This is a genomic window from Brevundimonas sp., from assembly GCF_030704825.1.
Taxonomy (GTDB): Bacteria; Pseudomonadota; Alphaproteobacteria; order Caulobacterales; family Caulobacteraceae; genus Brevundimonas.
In genome coordinates this window covers 1-15,165 of record NZ_JAUYNX010000030.1, presented here as the reverse complement: position 1 = coordinate 15,165, position 15,165 = coordinate 1, and the positions used below count along the sequence as shown (strand labels likewise).

The window sequence follows — 15,165 nt, the reverse complement described above, 5'->3', positions numbered from 1 at the left end:
TTCAGGCCGTCAGCAGCCGCGGCAGCTTGAAGGTGACGCTCTCGCGCTCGCCGGCGTCCTCGATCACCTCCGCGTCGAAGCGGGCGCGGACGGCGTCGATCAGATCCTCGATCAGACGTTCGGGGGCCGAGGCTCCGGCGGTGATCCCCAAGGTCGAAACCCCGTCCAGCCAGGACCAGTCGACCTGGGTTGCGTCATCGACCAGCCGGGCGTCGCGGGCGCCGGCGCGCATCGCCACCTCGACCAGCCGCACCGAGTTGGAGGAATTCTTCGAACCGATCACCAGCACCAGTTCGCACCCCTGCCCGAGCCGCTTGACCGCCTCCTGACGGTTGGTGGTGGCGTAGCAGATGTCTTCCTTGTGCGGATCCGGCAGTTCGGGGAAGCGTCGTTTCAGCGTGGCCAGAATCTCGGCCGTATCATCGACCGACAGGGTCGTCTGGGTGGCGTAGGCCAGGAGCGCGTCGCCGGGTCGCTGGAAGGTCTCGGCGTCCTCGACGGTTTCGATCAGGGTGATGGCGTCGGCGGGAAGCTGGCCCATGGTGCCGACGACCTCCGGATGGCCGGCATGGCCGATCAGGACGATGTGGCGGCCGGCGGCGTGATGGCGCTCGGCCTCGACGTGGACCTTGGAGACCAGGGGACAGGTGGCGTCCAGATACAGCATCTCGCGCGCCCGGGCCGTCGCCGGCACCGACTTGGGGACGCCGTGAGCCGAGAAGACGACCGGCCGGTCGTCGGGGCAGTCGTCCAGTTCCCTGACGAAGACGGCTCCCATGGCCTTGAGCCGCTCGACCACGTGACGGTTGTGGACGATCTCGTGCCGCACATAGACCGGCGCCCCGTATTTCTCGAGGGCCCGCTCCACGATCTGGATGGCGCGGTCGACTCCGGCGCAGAACCCGCGCGGCGTGGCCAGGCGTACGGTCAGGGGGCGAGGTCCGGCCGGTCGAATGGGCGTATAAACGATCATGGCCGGAACCTAGTCGTTCGCCCCCTTCGCCGCTACCGCGGTTTCCGTGCGAGCGGGTTTGCCGCGCCTCGGTTTAGCCGCTATCAGCGACGAGCGTGCGCCCCGCGTCGGGCCGTCGCCGCACCTCCTCGTTTCCGGAAGAATATTCGATGCGTCGCGTCTTCAAGGTTTCCCTGGCCTCGGCCCTCGCCGCCGCTCTGGCGGTCGTCGCCGCGCCCACCGGCGCCAGCGCCCAGTATCCGCAGGGGCAACAGGGCCGATCGGGCCAGAGCCCGGGGCAACAGCAGCAGGAGTCCGGCCAGGACGCCGAGCCGGAACGGCCGCGCATCGCCCCCCTTCGCCGCCGCACCGCCGCGGGACCCTGCCCCTTCGTCAAGGTGCTGTACGACGCCGCCCGCTATGTCGAACTGACCGGCGACCGCGTGGCGGCCGCCAATGTCGCCTTCACGGGCGAGATCGAGGGCCTCGTGTCGGACTGCAGCTATCAGTCGGACCAGCCGATCACCGTCGAGACGCGGGTGCTGTTCAATCTCGGCCGCGGCCCCCAGGCCCAGGGCGACGCCCGCACCTATCGCTACTGGATCGCCGTGACCGAGCGGAACCGAGCGGTCCTGGCCAAGGAGTATTTCGACCTGCCGGTCGACTTCCGTGGCGAGCAGACCGCATCGGTGACCCAGGACCAGGTCATCGTCATTCCGCGCGCCGAGGCTACGACCAGCGGCGACCATTTCGAGATTCTCGTCGGCTTCGACGTGACCCCGCAAATGGCCGAGTTCAACCGCTCAGGCAGCCGCTTCCGCGTCAATGCGGGAACGGCCGGCGCGACGCCGCCTCCGGCGCAGTAAATGACCGATCTCAGGACGGTTCTGGGCGAGGCGGTCGCAGCCGCCTTCGCCGCCGAAGGCGTGAACCCCGAACTCGCGCGCGTGACGACCTCGGATCGGCCGGACCTGGCCGATTTCCAGTCGAACGGCTCCCTCGCCGCCGCCAAGGCGCTCAAGGCCAATCCGCGCGAACTGGCCGCCCGCGTGGCCAAACGACTCAAGGACGACGACCGGTTGGCCTCGGTGGACGTAGCGGGTCCCGGCTTCATCAATCTGCAGGTCGCGAACGCGGCTCTGTCGGCCCGCGCGGCCGAGGTCGCGGCCGACGGTGAACACGCCGGCGCCTCCCTGGTCGCCGCGCCGCGCAAGGTGGTGATCGATTTCGCCGGCCCGAACGTGGCCAAGCCGATGCACGTCGGCCACCTGCGCTCGTCGATCATAGGCGAAAGCCTGAAGCGGCTGTTCCGCTTCCGCGGCGACATCGTCTGGGGCGACGCTCACTTCGGCGACTGGGGCTTCCAGATGGGCCTGCTGATTGTCGCCGTCGGCGACGAGGGCAAGGCCGACGCCTTCCTGGTCGGGGGCGACGGGCCATTTCCCGCCGAGAGCCCCGTGACGCTGGAGGATCTCGAACGGCTGTATCCGGCCGCGGCGGCCATGGCCAAGGAGGACGCCGACTTCCGGGATCGCGCCCGCAAGGCGACCGCTGAATTGCAGGGCGGACGCCCCGGCTACCGCGCCCTCTGGGCCCATTTCGTGGCCGTCAGCCGCGCGGCGCTGGAGCGCGAGTTCGGCGCCCTGGGCGTGACCTTCGACCTGTGGAACGGCGAGAGCGACGCCGACCCGGTGATGGCCGAAATGATCGCCCATCTGGAGGCGAAGGGCCTGCTGGTCGAGGACGACGGCGCGCGGGTGGTCCACGTCGCCCGGCCCGGCGAGACCCGTAAGAAGAAGCTGGCCGACGGCTCGGTCATCGAGGCCCCGAGCCCCCCGCCGCTGCTGGTCATCTCATCGGAAGGCTCGGCCATGTACGGCACGACCGACCTGGCCACCATTCTGGACCGTCGCAAGGCCATAGACCCCGACCTGATCCTGTACGTCGTCGACGAGCGTCAGGCCGAGCATTTCGAACAGGTGTTCCGCGCTGCCTATCTGGCTGGCTATGCCGCCGAGGGTTCGCTGGACCATCTCGGCTTCGGCACCATGAACGGCCCGGACGGCAAGCCCTTCAAGACCCGTGCGGGCGGCGTCCTGAAGCTGCACGACCTGATCACCATGGCCGTGGAAAAGGCGCGAGACCGGCTGCACGAAGCGCATCTGGGCGAGGACCTGAGCGAGGCCGAGTTCGAGGCCATCGCCCACAAGGTGGCGGTCGCGGCGCTGAAATTCGCCGACCTGTCGAACAGCCGGACCACCAGCTACGTCTTCGACCTCGACCGTTTCATGAGTTTCGAGGGCAAGACCGGGCCGTACCTGCTGTACCAGGCTGTCCGCATCAAATCCCTGCTGCGCAAGGGCGCGGACCAGGGCGCCGCGCCGGGCCCCATCATTGTCGCAGAGCCGGCCGAGCGCGATCTGGCCCTGACGCTGGACGCCTTCTCGCAGGCCGTCTCCGAGGCGTACGACAAGCGGATGCCGCACGTGGTGGCGGAACACGCCTACCGGCTGGCGCAGTCGTTCTCGAAATTCTACGCCGCCTGCCCGGTGCTGATCGCGCCGGACGAAGCGACGAGAGGTTCGCGGCTGGCCTTGTCTAAGGCGGCGCTGGATCAGCTGGAGACGGCGCTCCGCCTCCTCGGCATCGACACGCCGGAACGGATGTAGGTCAGGTCTCCGGCAGCTCCCGGCGCATGGCGAAACCGGCGCTGATCGTCCAGGCCCCTGTCGCCAGAACCACGATCAGCGCTCCGTGGACGTCGGGCCGCCACAGGCCGGTCGCCAGCCAGGCGAGAAAGCCCGCCGCGATCACGACGCCGGTGATCCCGAGACCTCGTCCGCCCGGCTGACGCATCCACGCCAGGCCGAACAGGCCCGTACCGACGGCGGCCAGCGTATAGTGGACCGCCGCGAAGCCCTGGTTGGTCCACCAGACCAGATGGCGCAGGGCCTCCAGACTGTTGGCGCTCGTCTCCTGCTCCGCCGTTGAACCCAACACCTCGGGCATGACCAGCCCGTTGAGGGTTCCCGCGATCATGCCGGCCACGAGGCTGACGAGCATGAAGCACAGACCCAGCAAGGGCAGCGGCCGCGAGAGGTCGAGCCCGCGCGCCATGCCGACATAGCCGCTGGCCAGAACCGGAATGATCAGAAGCGCCGTCCAGTGCACCGCGTCATTCAGATCGACATGACCCAGCGACGGTCCCCCCAGGTGGGTCGGATGCACCGCCATCAAGGCGATATAGGCTGTCCAGCCGAAGATCAGGGCGGCCGATCCGGCCTTCGAATGTCCGATCACGTGTGTCCCTCCCGACGATGCGCCGCTTGTGGTTGCCACGGTTCGGGCCGAAAACCATCGGGCGGTCGGCGGCGCCGAACTGATGCAGGACAACAGGGCCAGGAATGTCCGGAAACAGCGTCCAACCCCGCCGGATCGACCAGCGCGTGGCCCGCACGCGCGGACGGCTGGCCTCTGCGTTGATCGCGCTGGGGCAGACCCGGAACATCGACGACATCGGGGTCGGCGACCTGGTCCGGGCGGCGGGCGTGAGCCGTTCGACATTCTACGCCCATTACCTCGATCGGGACGACTTTCTGGGCCGCTCGTTCGCCGGGATGATCGCCATCTGCGACGAACTGGCCCGCCGTGAAGGGCTGACGGCCCACGTTCTGCCAGTCGCCCATGTGGTGACGCATATCGCCGGCAATGAAGCCTTCTCGCGTCGGGTCGGACCGTCGCGGTCGATGGAGGTCATGCTTGCCGCCGGCGAACGCAGCCTTCGCCGGATCGCCGAGACCAATCTGGCGGCCCTGGCGCCGCGATTGCCGCCTGAGGAGCGGCGCCAGACCGCGGCATTCCTCGCCGGGGCCTTCGTGGGGCAGTTGCGGCTCTGGCTGCAGAACGACTTCCGCACAGCGCCGCAGACACTTATCGTCACCCACCGACGGCTCGCCGCCGCCGTCCTTGCGGCGCTGGACGCCGCGCCGACCACGCCGTTCCCGCTCGACCGGAAACCCGCCCATGTCCCTTGACGCCTATATCGCCGGCCTGCCCAAGGCGGAGCTTCATCTGCACATCGAAGGCAGCCTCGAGCCCGAGTTGATGTTCGAACTGGCGCAGCGCAACGGCGTGGCCATTCCGTTCGACAGCGTCGAGGCGGTGCGGGCCGCCTATGACTTCTCCAACCTGCAGGACTTCCTCGACATCTATTACGCCGGCGCGAATGTTCTGCTGACCCGCCGCGACTTCGAGGATCTGGCCTTCGCCTATTTCCAGCGCGCCGCGGCCGACAACGTCCGGCACGCCGAAATCTTCTTCGACCCCCAGACCCATACCGACCGCGGCGTGCCCTTCGGCGTGGTGGTCGAGGGCCTGGTCGCCGGCATGGACCGGGCGAAGGCGGAACTGGGCGTTACCTCCGGCCTGATCCTCAGCTTCCTGCGCCACCTGAGCGAGGACGAGGCCTTCGCCACGCTCGAGGCGGCGAAGCCGTACCTGCATCACTTCGTCGGCGTGGGTCTGGATTCCTCGGAGGTCGGTCATCCGCCGTCGAAATTCGAGCGCGTCTTCGCCGCCGCCCGCGACCTGGGCCTGAAGCTCTGCGCCCACGCCGGCGAGGAAGGGCCGCCGGCCTATGTGCGGGAAGCCCTCGATCTGCTGCACATCGACCGCATGGACCACGGCAACCGCTCGATGGAGGACGAAGACCTGATCCGGCGGCTGGCGGCGTCGCAGATGACCCTGACCGTCTGCCCGCTGTCGAACCTGAAGCTCTGCGTGGTGAAGGACCTCGGGGACCATCCTGTCCCCGAAATGCTGCGCCGTGGCCTGCACGTGACCCTGAACTCGGACGATCCGGCCTATTTCGGCGGCTATGTGAATGAGAACTACCGGCAGCTGGCGCAGGCCGTGGGGCTGACCCGGGAACAGGTCACCCTGCTGGCGCGAAACAGCTTTGAGGGATCGTTCCTGGACGAGGCCGACAAGGCCGCGCGGATCGCCGAAGTCGAGGCATACGCCGCCCGTTCCGCTTGACAGCGCCCCGGAGTCGGGGCCTAGGTCGCGGCGCTCTCGCGGGAGAGATCGGAGCCCTTTCGAGGGGTCCGGAGCCGAAGGCGCAACCGCCCCGGAAACGCTCAGGCAAACGGACCGCGAGGACATACGGACGCTGGAAAGTCGCTCTCCGGAGCGCGCCGACGGAGCAAGGCGGGAGACCGCCGGAATCTCTCAGGCTTCAGGACAGCGGGGGCGCGAGGACGGCGGAGCTTTCCGCCCCAAGACGCGACCGTGGAGCCTGAACATGACCGACGAAACCCTCAAGACCACGCCCCTCAACGCCGCGCACCGCGCGCTTGGGGCCCGCATGGTCGGCTTCGGCGGCTATGACATGCCGGTGCAGTACGAAGGCGTGCTGGCCGAGCACCGCTGGACCCGCGAACACGCCGGCCTGTTCGACGTCTCGCACATGGGCCAGTGCCGGATTTCCGGCGACGACGCCGTGGCCCAGTTCGAGCGGTTCGTGCCCGGCGACTATGCGATCCTGAAGGCGGGCCGGCAGAAATACAGCCTGCTGCTGAACCCCGAGGGCGGGATCCTGGACGACCTGATGGCCGGCCGGCCGGATCACGACGGCCTCTATGTGGTGGTCAACGCCGGCAACAAGGATGCTGACTTCGCCTTCCTGCAGGCCAACCTGCGGGGCGACGCGAAGCTGACTGTGCTGGACGACCGCGCCCTGATCGCCATCCAGGGCCCCGAGGCCGCCGAGGTGATGGTCGCGCACGAGCCAGTGCTGGCTGAGTTCGGCTTCATGGACTGCGCCCGGCTGGTGCTGTTCGGGGTCGACTGCTTCGTCTCCCGATCGGGCTACACGGGCGAGGACGGCTACGAGATTTCCGTGCCGAACGCCGACGCCGAACGCATCTGGAACACCATTCTCAAGGACGCCCGGGTCAAGCCGATCGGTCTGGGCGCCCGCGACAGCCTGCGCCTCGAGGCCGGCCTGCCGCTGCATGGCCACGACATCGACGCCACGACCAGCCCGGTCGAGGGCGCCCTGACGTTCGCCCTGTCGAAGTCGCGCAAGGAGCGCGCCGACTTCAACGGCGCCGCCCGTATCCTGAAGGAACTGGCTGATGGCCCGTCGCGCGTCCGCGTCGGCCTCAGCGTCAAGGAAGGCGCCCCGGCCCGCGAAGGCGCCGAGATCGCCGACATGGACGGAAACGTCATCGGCAACGTCACCTCGGGCGGCCCGTCGCCGACGCTGGGCCGCAACATCGCCATGGGCTATGTCCCGCCGGAATTCTCCGAACTGGGCACGGACCTGAAAGTCATCGTCCGCGGCAAGCCCGCCGCCGCCGAGGTCGTCGCCATGCCCTTCGTCGCCCAACGCTACTATCGCAAACCGAAAGCCTGAGGATCGGATCGATGCATTTCACCAAGGATCACGAGTGGGTTCGCCTCGACGGCGATGTGGCCACCGTCGGCATCTCGAAGCACGCCGCTGACGCCCTGGGCGACGTGGTGTTCGTCGAGACGCCGGACGCCGGCAAGACCGTCTCGAAGGGCGACAGCTTCGCCGTCGTCGAGAGCGTCAAGGCGGCTTCGGACGTCTACGCCCCGGTCTCGGGCGAGGTGATCGAGGGCAACGCCGCCCTCGCCTCCGCCCCGGAAACCGTCAACGCCGATCCCGAAGGCGAAGGCTGGTTCGCGAAGATTCGCGTGTCCGACGCCTCGACCGACGGCCTGATGGACCGCGCCGCCTACGACGCCTTCCTCGCCACCCTCTAAGCCCTTTCACGCACGGATCTCCCCGCCATGCGCTACCTCCCGCTGACGCCCGACGACCGCTCCGCCATGCTGGCGGCCATCGGCGCGAAATCCATCGACGACCTGTTCGTGGACGTGCCCGAGGCGGCGCGCCGCGACGGCTTCGTCGACCTGCCGCGCGTGGCGGGCGAACTGGAGGTCGAGCGGGCGCTGGGGGCCATGGCGGGCAAGAACGCCTCGGCGGGGACGGTTCCGTTCTTCTGCGGGGCCGGCGCCTACAAGCACCATGTGCCGGCGACGGTGGATCACGTGATCCAGCGGTCGGAGTTCCTGACCAGCTACACACCCTACCAGCCCGAGATCGCCCAGGGCACGCTGCAGTATCTGTACGAGTTCCAGACCCAGGTCGCCAACCTGACCGGCATGCCGGTGGCCAACGCCAGCCTCTATGACGGCTCGACCGCCATGGCCGAGGGCGTGCTGATGGCCACCCGCGTGACCCGCCGCAACAAGGCGGTGATCTCGGGCGGGGTGCACCCGCACTACGTCCGGGCGACCGAGACCGTGGTCCACGCCGTCGGCGTCGAGACCCAGGTCCTGCCCGCCGCCGTGGACGCCGAGGCGGACGTCATCGCCCGCATCGGACCGGACACCGCCTGCGTCGTGGTCCAGACCCCCAACGTCTTCGGCACGGCCACGGACGTGACGAAGATCGCCGAGGCCGCCCATGCCGCCGGCGCCCTGCTGATCGTCGTGGTCACCGAGGCCGTGTCGATGGGTCTGCTGAAGTCGCCGGGCGAGATGGGGGCCGACATCGTCGCCGCCGAGGGCCAGTCGATCGGCAACGCCCTGAACTTCGGCGGTCCCTACGTCGGTTTGTTCGCCTGCCGCGAAAAGCTGGTGCGCCAGATGCCCGGCCGCCTGACCGGCGAGACGGTGGACGCCGACGGTACGCGCGGCTTCGTCCTGACGCTGTCGACGCGCGAACAGCATATCCGGCGGGACAAGGCGACTTCGAACATCTGCACCAACTCCGGCCTGTGCACGCTCGCGTTCACGATCCACATGAGCCTGCTGGGTGAGACGGGGCTGCGGAAGATGGCCCTGCTGAACCACGAGAAGGCGCTGGCGACGCGTGACGCGCTGGCAGCCGTCCCCGGCGTCGAGGTCCTGACGCCGCGGTTCTTCAACGAGTTCGCCGTACGCCTGCCGAAGCCGGCTGCCGAGGTGGTGGAGCAGCTGGCCCAGCATCGCATCCTCGCCGGCGTGCCCTACAGCCGTCTGGCTCCGGAAGCCGGCATGGATGACGTCCTGCTGGTCGCGGCGACCGAGATGACCATGGATGCCGACATCAAGATCCTGGCGGGTTCGCTCGCCAAGGTCCTGGCGAACTGAGGAGCGGAACGATGAGCACCATGAACACCGTCGGCCGCCCGACCACCCCGAACCGCGTCGAGAGCAAGCCCGCCACCCTGACGGGCGGCCGCGGCCTGTTGCAGGACGAGCACCTGATCTTCGAGAGCGACGGCTGGGGCAAGACCGGCGTCGACTTGCCGGAGCCGAAGACGGACGGGTCCGATCTCGGCGGCCTGGTCCGCAAGAATCCGATCGGCCTGCCGGGCCTCTCGGAGCCCGAGACCATGCGCCACTATGTGCGCCTGTCGCAGAAGAACCACGCCATCGACCTGGCCATCTATCCGCTGGGCTCTTGCACGATGAAGCACAACCCGCGCCTCAACGAGAAGATCGCCCGACTGCCGGGCTTTTCGGACATCCACCCGCTGCAGCCGACCTCCACCGTCCAGGGCGCGCTGGAGCTGATGGATACGCTGGCGCACTGGCTGAAGACCCTTACCGGCATGCCGGCCGTGGCCCTGTCGCCCAAGGCCGGGGCCCATGGCGAGCTGTGCGGCCTGATGGCCATCCGCGCCGCCCACGAGGCCTCGGGCCAGCATGAGAAGCGCCGCAAGGTGCTGGTGCCGACCTCGGCCCACGGGACCAACCCGGCCACCGCCGCCTTCGTCGGCTACACCGTCGTCGAGGTGGCCCAGACCGAGGACGGCCGCGTCGATGTGGCCGATCTGGCGTCCAAGCTGGGCGACGACGTCGCGGCCATCATGGTGACCAATCCGAACACCTGCGGCCTGTTCGAGCGCGACATCCTCGAGATCAGCCGGCTGACGCATGAGGCCGGGGCCTATTTCTACTGCGACGGGGCGAACTTCAACGCCATCGTCGGACGGGTGCGCCCGGGCGATCTGGGCGTTGATGCGATGCACATCAATCTGCACAAGACCTTCTCGACGCCGCACGGCGGCGGCGGGCCGGGCGCGGGTCCGGTGGTGCTGTCGGAGGCGCTGGCGCCGTTCGCGCCCGCTCCGTGGGTCGTGCATGACGCCGACGGCTATCGGCTGGTCGAGCGCGAGGAGGACGAGGCGGCCCAGGCCTTCGGCCGCCTGTGCGCCTTCCAGGGGCAGATGGGGATGTACACCCGGGCCCTGAGCTACATGATGAGCCATGGCTCGGACGGGCTGCGTCAGGTCGCCGAGGACGCGGTGCTGAACGCCAACTATATCAAGGCCCGGCTGTCGGACCTGATGAGCCCGGCCTTCCCGGACGGGCCCTGCATGCATGAGGCCCTGTTCGACGACGAATGGCTGAAGGGCACCGAGGTGACCACGCTCGACTTCGCCAAGGCGATGATCGACGAGGGTTTCCACCCGATGACCATGTATTTCCCGCTGGTCGTCCACGGGGCCATGCTGATCGAGCCGACCGAGACGGAATCGAAGCAGGAACTGGATCGCTTCATCGAGGCGATGCGGGCCCTGGCGACGGCGGCGAAGGCCGGCGACGTCGACCGCTTCAAGGGCGCGCCTTTCCATGCGCCGCTGAAGCGTCTGGATGAAACCCGCGCCGCCCGCTCGCCGGTGCTGCGCTGGACGGCGCCGGAAGGCTCGAACATCGCGGCCGAATAGGCCGGCTCAGACGGGTTCGAACAGGAAGTTGTTGCTGTAGTCAGGGTGACGCCAGAACCGCTCTCCGGTCTGGTTCTGATGGAGCGCGAGATCGAATTCCGACACCGGCTTCAGGGACTTGCCCTGGATGAACCGGCCCGCGTAGCCCCGCGCCTCGAGGTAGCGGAAACAGTCGAACACCGTGCCGGTCCGCAGGTGCCGCTGCTCGCATTCGAACAGCAGGACCGGTCGATCCTGGCGCAGGATGCGGTCGGCGCCCCTGAACACGTCCAGCTCGTGCCCCTCGACGTCGATCTTGAGCATGGCGAGGCGTTCGGACCCTGCGAAATAGTCGTCCAGCGACACGACCGGCACCTCGACCTTCTGCGCGCCGTCGATCGGCTCGAGGCTGGCTTCGGGTGAATTGACCGACGGCATGTAGAGGGTCAGCACGCCGGAACGCTCCGAGACCCCCTGCTGTTCGATGGTCACATTGCGCAGCGGCAGGGTCGCGGCGATGGTCTCCAGATACGAGGCCAGACCCGGCTGGGGCTCGAAGGCGACGACCCGCCCAGCCCAGCGCGCCATCCAGTAGAGATAGCTGCCCTTGTTGGCGCCGACATCGCAGGCGAGGTCGCCCGGCTTCGCATGCCGGCGGATCAGCGCCAGTTCGGTCGACTGGTCGAGCATGCGGGCCCGGTGGGCCCGCCAGAGGAAACGCGCTTTCATCCGGCGACTTATACAGACCCCGGCGCTGGCCGCCATCGGCGCCGTCATGTGGCGGCAAGGTGGCCGCGCACGGCAATGTGATCGCCGTTGTCCGCAGCAGGCGTATGCTCCTCTCGCGTAATCTGAACCACAACAAGCGTTTGGGAGGCGCTGAAGGTCATGATGTCACGCGTGCAAAAGGGCATGATCGCCGGCTTCGCCGCGACGGTCGCCGTATCGGTGCTGGAGGTGGCCAACCTCTATTTCGGGCCCTGGGCCGCCAGTTTCCCGCGGCTCCTGTCGGTCATGCTGCAGACGCCCGATCTGATGATCGTGGGCTGGATCGCCCACTTCGTCGTCGGAACCTTCGTTCTGGGCCCGGTCTTCGGGGCCCTGTGTCCCCGCCTGCCCACGGACACGCCCGAATCGAAGGGCATTCTCTTCGCCGTCGGCGCCTTCATCGTGATGGGTCTGACGGTGGCCCCGCTGGCAGGGGTCGTCGGTCGCCCGGTCGGCATCTTCTTCATGCAGGCCGGATTCGGCACCCTGGCGTGGATGATCGCCATCCACGCCGTGTACGGCATCGTGCTGGGCAATGTGTACGGACGGCTGGTCGCCCGCGACAAGCACCACCATGTGCCGATCGCCGGCGCGCCGGCGCATTGACGAAAAAGGCCCCGCCGGCGAGCGGCGGGGCCTGATTTTCCGACGGCGACGCCCCTAGTTGAGCCGCGAGCCGATCTGGCCGATGGCGGCGTCGAGCAGGGGGTCGGTCTTCTGGCCGGCCAGACGGGCGGCGAGAATCTGTTCAGCGGCGCGGGCGGCGAGGTCGGCGGCGGCGGTCTTGACCTCGGCCACGGCCTGGACCTCGGCCTGGGCGATGCGGCGTTCGGCCAGGGCCTGACGGCGGGCCAGGGTCTCTTCGAGCCTGGCCTTGGCCTCGACCTCCATCAGGCGGGCGTCGGCCTCGGCGGCGGCGAGCATATCGGCAGCCTGGGCCTCGGCCTCGGCCTTTTCCAGACGGATCTGGGCCAGCAGGGCCTCGGCCTCGGCGCGCAGACGGGCGGCCTCGTCGAGTTCCGACTGGATTTTGGCGGCCTTGCCGTCGAGCACCCCGGCGATGAGCTTGGGCACGCCCGCCACGACGACGATGACGAAGAACAGGATCAGACCGATGGCGACCCAGAGTTCCGGGTTCGACAGGTCGTAGAGGTGGGGATTGAAGAATTCCATCAGGCGGCGCCCTTCACGGCGGCGGCGGCTTCGGCGCCCGTCGGGGCCTTGCCGGTGAGACGTTCGACGATGGCCGCGGCCGTGTCCGAAGCGATGGCGGCGACGTTGGCCATGGCGGCGTCGCGGGTCTTGCCGATGGCGGCCTCGGCGTCCGCGATGCGGGCGCTGACGATCGCTTCCTCGGCGGCTCCGCGGGCGTTGGCCTCGTCGGTCACGCGCGCCTTGGCGGCCGCGGCGGTGGCGCGCGAGGCGGCACGGGCCGCCTCGACCTCGGCCTTGGCGGCCTCGGCCTGACCGGCGGCCTCGGCCTGGACCTGACGGGCGGTCTGAACCGCCGTGGAGATGGTCGAGCTCCGCTCGTCAAAGACACGGCGCATGCGCGGCGCGAAAACCCTGGCGATCAGGAAGTACAGGATGGCGAACAGGAAGATCAGATAGACGATCTGTCCGAACCAGTGCTGGAACTCGAACTGGGGCAGGCCGCCCGACTCGTGTTCGCCGCCGTGAGCGGCTTCGGTCGTGGCGTGCGTGTCCTCGATCGCGACCGGATGGGTCGCGTCAGCGGGCGGCACGGGTGTTGCGTGAACGGTCATCGATCGCCTGGTGGTGGAACGGGGGTTCGCGTCAGCCGGCGGCGCGGGGATCCGCGCCGCCGATAGAGCCGATTACGAAATCCAGATCAGGATGCCCATGACGAAGGCCAGGATGCCCAGGGCTTCGGCCAGAGCCGCGCCCACGAACAGGTTGCCGATTTGCGAGCCGGCGGCCGACGGGTTGCGCAGGGCGCCCGCCAGGAACTGGCCGAAGATGTTGCCGACGCCGATGCCGGCGCCGATCATGCCGCACATCGCGATGCCGGCGCCAATGAGCTTAGCGGCTTGAGGGTCCATGGTCTTAAGTCCTGTTATCGAGGTTGGGTTGGTTGGAACGAACTGGTCGCGGCTCAGTGGCCGTCGCCCAGGTTGACCACATCGTTGAGGTAGATGCAGGTCAGAACAGCGAAAACGAAGGCCTGAAGGAAGGCCACGAGGAACTCCAGCGCGGTCAGGCCGATGGTCATGCCCAGCGCGAGCGGGAAGATCAGCACGCCGAACCAGCCGGCGGCGCCGACGACCGCCGTGGCCACGAAGCCGGCGAACACCTTCAGGGCGATGTGGCCGCCCATCATGTTGCCGAACAGACGAAGCGTCAGGGTGAGCGGGCGGAGCAGGAAGGAGAAGAATTCGATCAGGCCGACGATCGGGCGCATCACCAGCGGGGCGCCGGTGGGCCAGAACAGCTTGAGAAAGTTGGCGCCGTTCTTCACCAGGCCGACGATCACGACGAGGCCGAAGGTGATGAGGCCGAAGGTGGCCGTCACGGCGAGCTGCGAGGTGGCGGTGAAGCTGAGGAACATGCCCAGCAGGTTCATCCCGAGGATGAAGGTGAAGACGGTGAAGACGAAGGGGAAATACTTCTTGCCGTCGTGACCGATGATGGACTCGGTCAGGCCGTCGATCATGCCGAACAGGGTCTCGCCCACCGCCTGCGTCCGGCCCGGGACCACCTTGGCGTTCGAGGTGACCAGCGTCAGGAAGCCCACGACCAGCAGGAAGCCGATGGTCATGGCGAGGTGGGAATTGGTGAAGGCCAGATGCACCGTGCCGACGACAGGCAGCGTCACTTCGCCGAAGTCGAGACCCGGCAGCGGCGTAACCTGAAACTGATGTAGCGGATCGGCCATCGGGCGATCAGGCTCCCTGGTCTTCGTCGTCATCGAAGGGAACCGACTCAGGCTCCCCGTGCTTGTTGGCTTCGGCCATCAGACGTTGCGCCGTGCGCCACGCCATCCAGACCGAAATGGCGAAGCCCAGCAGGACCCCGCCGATAATGCCCACCGGCGAAGTGCCGGCGAAATGGTCGACCCCGAAGCCGATCGCGAGGCCCACGAAGACGCCGCCGAACAGGTCGGCGATGATCTTCCAGGCCTGCCCCGCCGCCGCCTGCCCCGCGGCCTCGTGCGAGAGGCGGGGCGCGTTGCGCGCCTCCATCGCGGATGCGCTTTCGGCGAGGCGTTTGATCGCCTCTTCGCGCGATTCCGGAGGAAGGGACATAGGGGCCTCAGCGCCTCTCCGCTGACGTCGAAAGACGGGCGTCGAGGAGGGTCTGAATTCGGCGCGGAACCTATAGGCGTGACCCCGATTGGTCAAGGCGGTGTGGAAGTGCCTCAGGTCGTTGATTTTCCGCATGTTTGTTTCCCTAATTGGAGGGCGTGGCGAACGGTCGCTGGCGGGACGAAGGATTCCGGACATGCGTGCTCGCCTCTCCGGCGTGTCCCCGGATCGGCCTCGCCCCGCGGGGCTCGTTGTCCGGGGATGACGAAGTCATGCGGCCTCGTCCCGCCGCGCGGGCGCGGCAGGTCGAGTGGGGAGGAGGCGGAGCGCGGGCGGGTCGGCCCGGAACCGTGATGTGGCCCCCTGCTTTCGCGTTACGGGGACCGGATTGAGTTTTCGGCGTCGCCGCCTGCGCTCCGCGCGACCGGTTCACGCAAGCCGACGGGGGCGG

Annotated in this window: 17 protein-coding genes and 1 riboswitch; of the genes, 9 read left to right on the top strand and 8 right to left on the bottom strand. The window is 68.3% G+C overall.

The window, feature by feature from the left end; all coding sequences use genetic code 11:
- Position 1 precedes the first annotated feature (1 nt).
- Positions 2–973 carry a 4-hydroxy-3-methylbut-2-enyl diphosphate reductase gene (ispH, locus tag Q8Q71_RS14085; protein ID WP_305760231.1) on the bottom strand — a complete coding sequence of 324 codons (972 nt, stop codon included), beginning with the start codon at positions 971–973 and terminating at the stop codon, positions 2–4.
- A gap of 149 nt (positions 974–1,122) precedes the next feature.
- Between ispH and Q8Q71_RS14080 the strand changes: the two genes are divergently transcribed.
- Positions 1,123–1,818 (top strand): Tat pathway signal sequence domain protein, encoded by a 696-nt coding sequence (locus Q8Q71_RS14080; RefSeq protein WP_305760230.1) that lies wholly within the window; start codon positions 1,123–1,125, stop codon positions 1,816–1,818.
- Positions 1,819–3,621 (top strand): arginine--tRNA ligase, encoded by a 1,803-nt coding sequence (gene argS / locus Q8Q71_RS14075; protein WP_305760229.1) that lies wholly within the window; start codon positions 1,819–1,821, stop codon positions 3,619–3,621.
- Between the two features lies 1 nt (position 3,622).
- Here argS and Q8Q71_RS14070 read toward each other — a convergent pair whose 3' ends face one another.
- Positions 3,623–4,252 (bottom strand): hypothetical protein, encoded by a 630-nt coding sequence (locus Q8Q71_RS14070; RefSeq protein WP_305760228.1) that lies wholly within the window; start codon positions 4,250–4,252, stop codon positions 3,623–3,625.
- Between the two features lie 104 nt (positions 4,253–4,356).
- Between Q8Q71_RS14070 and Q8Q71_RS14065 the strand changes: the two genes are divergently transcribed.
- The 6 genes from Q8Q71_RS14065 (at position 4,357) to gcvPB (ending at position 10,701) form a co-directional block, all read left to right on the top strand.
- A complete protein-coding gene (locus tag Q8Q71_RS14065) occupies positions 4,357–4,986 on the top strand; it encodes a TetR/AcrR family transcriptional regulator (protein WP_305760227.1) in 630 nt (209 codons plus the stop codon).
- Positions 4,976–5,989 (top strand): adenosine deaminase, encoded by a 1,014-nt coding sequence (locus Q8Q71_RS14060; protein ID WP_305760226.1) that lies wholly within the window; start codon positions 4,976–4,978, stop codon positions 5,987–5,989. The genes Q8Q71_RS14065 and Q8Q71_RS14060 overlap by 11 nt, the downstream gene beginning before the upstream one ends.
- A 29-nt stretch (positions 5,990–6,018) precedes the next feature.
- Positions 6,019–6,116, top strand: a riboswitch (glycine riboswitch).
- A 138-nt stretch (positions 6,117–6,254) separates the two neighbouring features.
- The gene (gcvT, locus tag Q8Q71_RS14055) at positions 6,255–7,370 is read left to right on the top strand and encodes a glycine cleavage system aminomethyltransferase GcvT (protein WP_305760225.1); all 1,116 of its coding nucleotides are present in this window, start codon (positions 6,255–6,257) and stop codon (positions 7,368–7,370) included.
- Positions 7,371–7,381: 11 nt separating this feature from the next.
- Positions 7,382–7,744, top strand: coding sequence for a glycine cleavage system protein GcvH (gene gcvH / locus Q8Q71_RS14050; RefSeq protein WP_305760224.1), 363 nt, complete (start codon positions 7,382–7,384; stop codon positions 7,742–7,744).
- Positions 7,745–7,771: 27 nt separating this feature from the next.
- The gene (gene gcvPA / locus Q8Q71_RS14045; protein WP_305760223.1) at positions 7,772–9,118 is read left to right on the top strand and encodes an aminomethyl-transferring glycine dehydrogenase subunit GcvPA; all 1,347 of its coding nucleotides are present in this window, start codon (positions 7,772–7,774) and stop codon (positions 9,116–9,118) included.
- 11 nt (positions 9,119–9,129) lie between these two features.
- Positions 9,130–10,701, top strand: a complete 1,572-nt coding sequence (gene gcvPB / locus Q8Q71_RS14040; protein WP_305760222.1) for an aminomethyl-transferring glycine dehydrogenase subunit GcvPB — start codon at positions 9,130–9,132, stop codon at positions 10,699–10,701.
- A gap of 6 nt (positions 10,702–10,707) precedes the next feature.
- On the opposite strand, the gene Q8Q71_RS14035 is transcribed toward gcvPB, so the two are convergent.
- Positions 10,708–11,409 (bottom strand): FkbM family methyltransferase, encoded by a 702-nt coding sequence (locus Q8Q71_RS14035; RefSeq protein WP_305760221.1) that lies wholly within the window; start codon positions 11,407–11,409, stop codon positions 10,708–10,710.
- A 162-nt stretch (positions 11,410–11,571) separates the two neighbouring features.
- Between Q8Q71_RS14035 and Q8Q71_RS14030 the strand changes: the two genes are divergently transcribed.
- Positions 11,572–12,054 (top strand): DUF6789 family protein, encoded by a 483-nt coding sequence (locus Q8Q71_RS14030; RefSeq protein WP_305760220.1) that lies wholly within the window; start codon positions 11,572–11,574, stop codon positions 12,052–12,054.
- A gap of 54 nt (positions 12,055–12,108) precedes the next feature.
- Here the strand turns inward: Q8Q71_RS14030 and Q8Q71_RS14025 are convergent, their stop codons facing one another.
- From Q8Q71_RS14025 to Q8Q71_RS14005, 5 genes are all read right to left on the bottom strand, one after another.
- Positions 12,109–12,621 (bottom strand): F0F1 ATP synthase subunit B, encoded by a 513-nt coding sequence (locus tag Q8Q71_RS14025; RefSeq protein WP_305760219.1) that lies wholly within the window; start codon positions 12,619–12,621, stop codon positions 12,109–12,111.
- On the bottom strand, positions 12,621–13,214 hold the full coding sequence (locus Q8Q71_RS14020) for a hypothetical protein (protein ID WP_305760218.1): 594 nt from the start codon (positions 13,212–13,214) through the stop codon (positions 12,621–12,623). The genes Q8Q71_RS14025 and Q8Q71_RS14020 overlap by 1 nt, the downstream gene beginning before the upstream one ends.
- Before the next feature lie 72 nt (positions 13,215–13,286).
- Positions 13,287–13,511 (bottom strand): F0F1 ATP synthase subunit C, encoded by a 225-nt coding sequence (locus Q8Q71_RS14015; protein WP_056619394.1) that lies wholly within the window; start codon positions 13,509–13,511, stop codon positions 13,287–13,289.
- 53 nt (positions 13,512–13,564) lie between these two features.
- Complete coding sequence (locus tag Q8Q71_RS14010) at positions 13,565–14,344, bottom strand: F0F1 ATP synthase subunit A (RefSeq protein WP_305760217.1); 780 nt, start codon at positions 14,342–14,344, stop codon at positions 13,565–13,567.
- A 7-nt stretch (positions 14,345–14,351) separates the two neighbouring features.
- A complete protein-coding gene (locus Q8Q71_RS14005) occupies positions 14,352–14,714 on the bottom strand; it encodes an AtpZ/AtpI family protein (RefSeq protein WP_305760216.1) in 363 nt (120 codons plus the stop codon).
- Between the last annotated feature and the right edge of the window lie 451 nt (positions 14,715–15,165).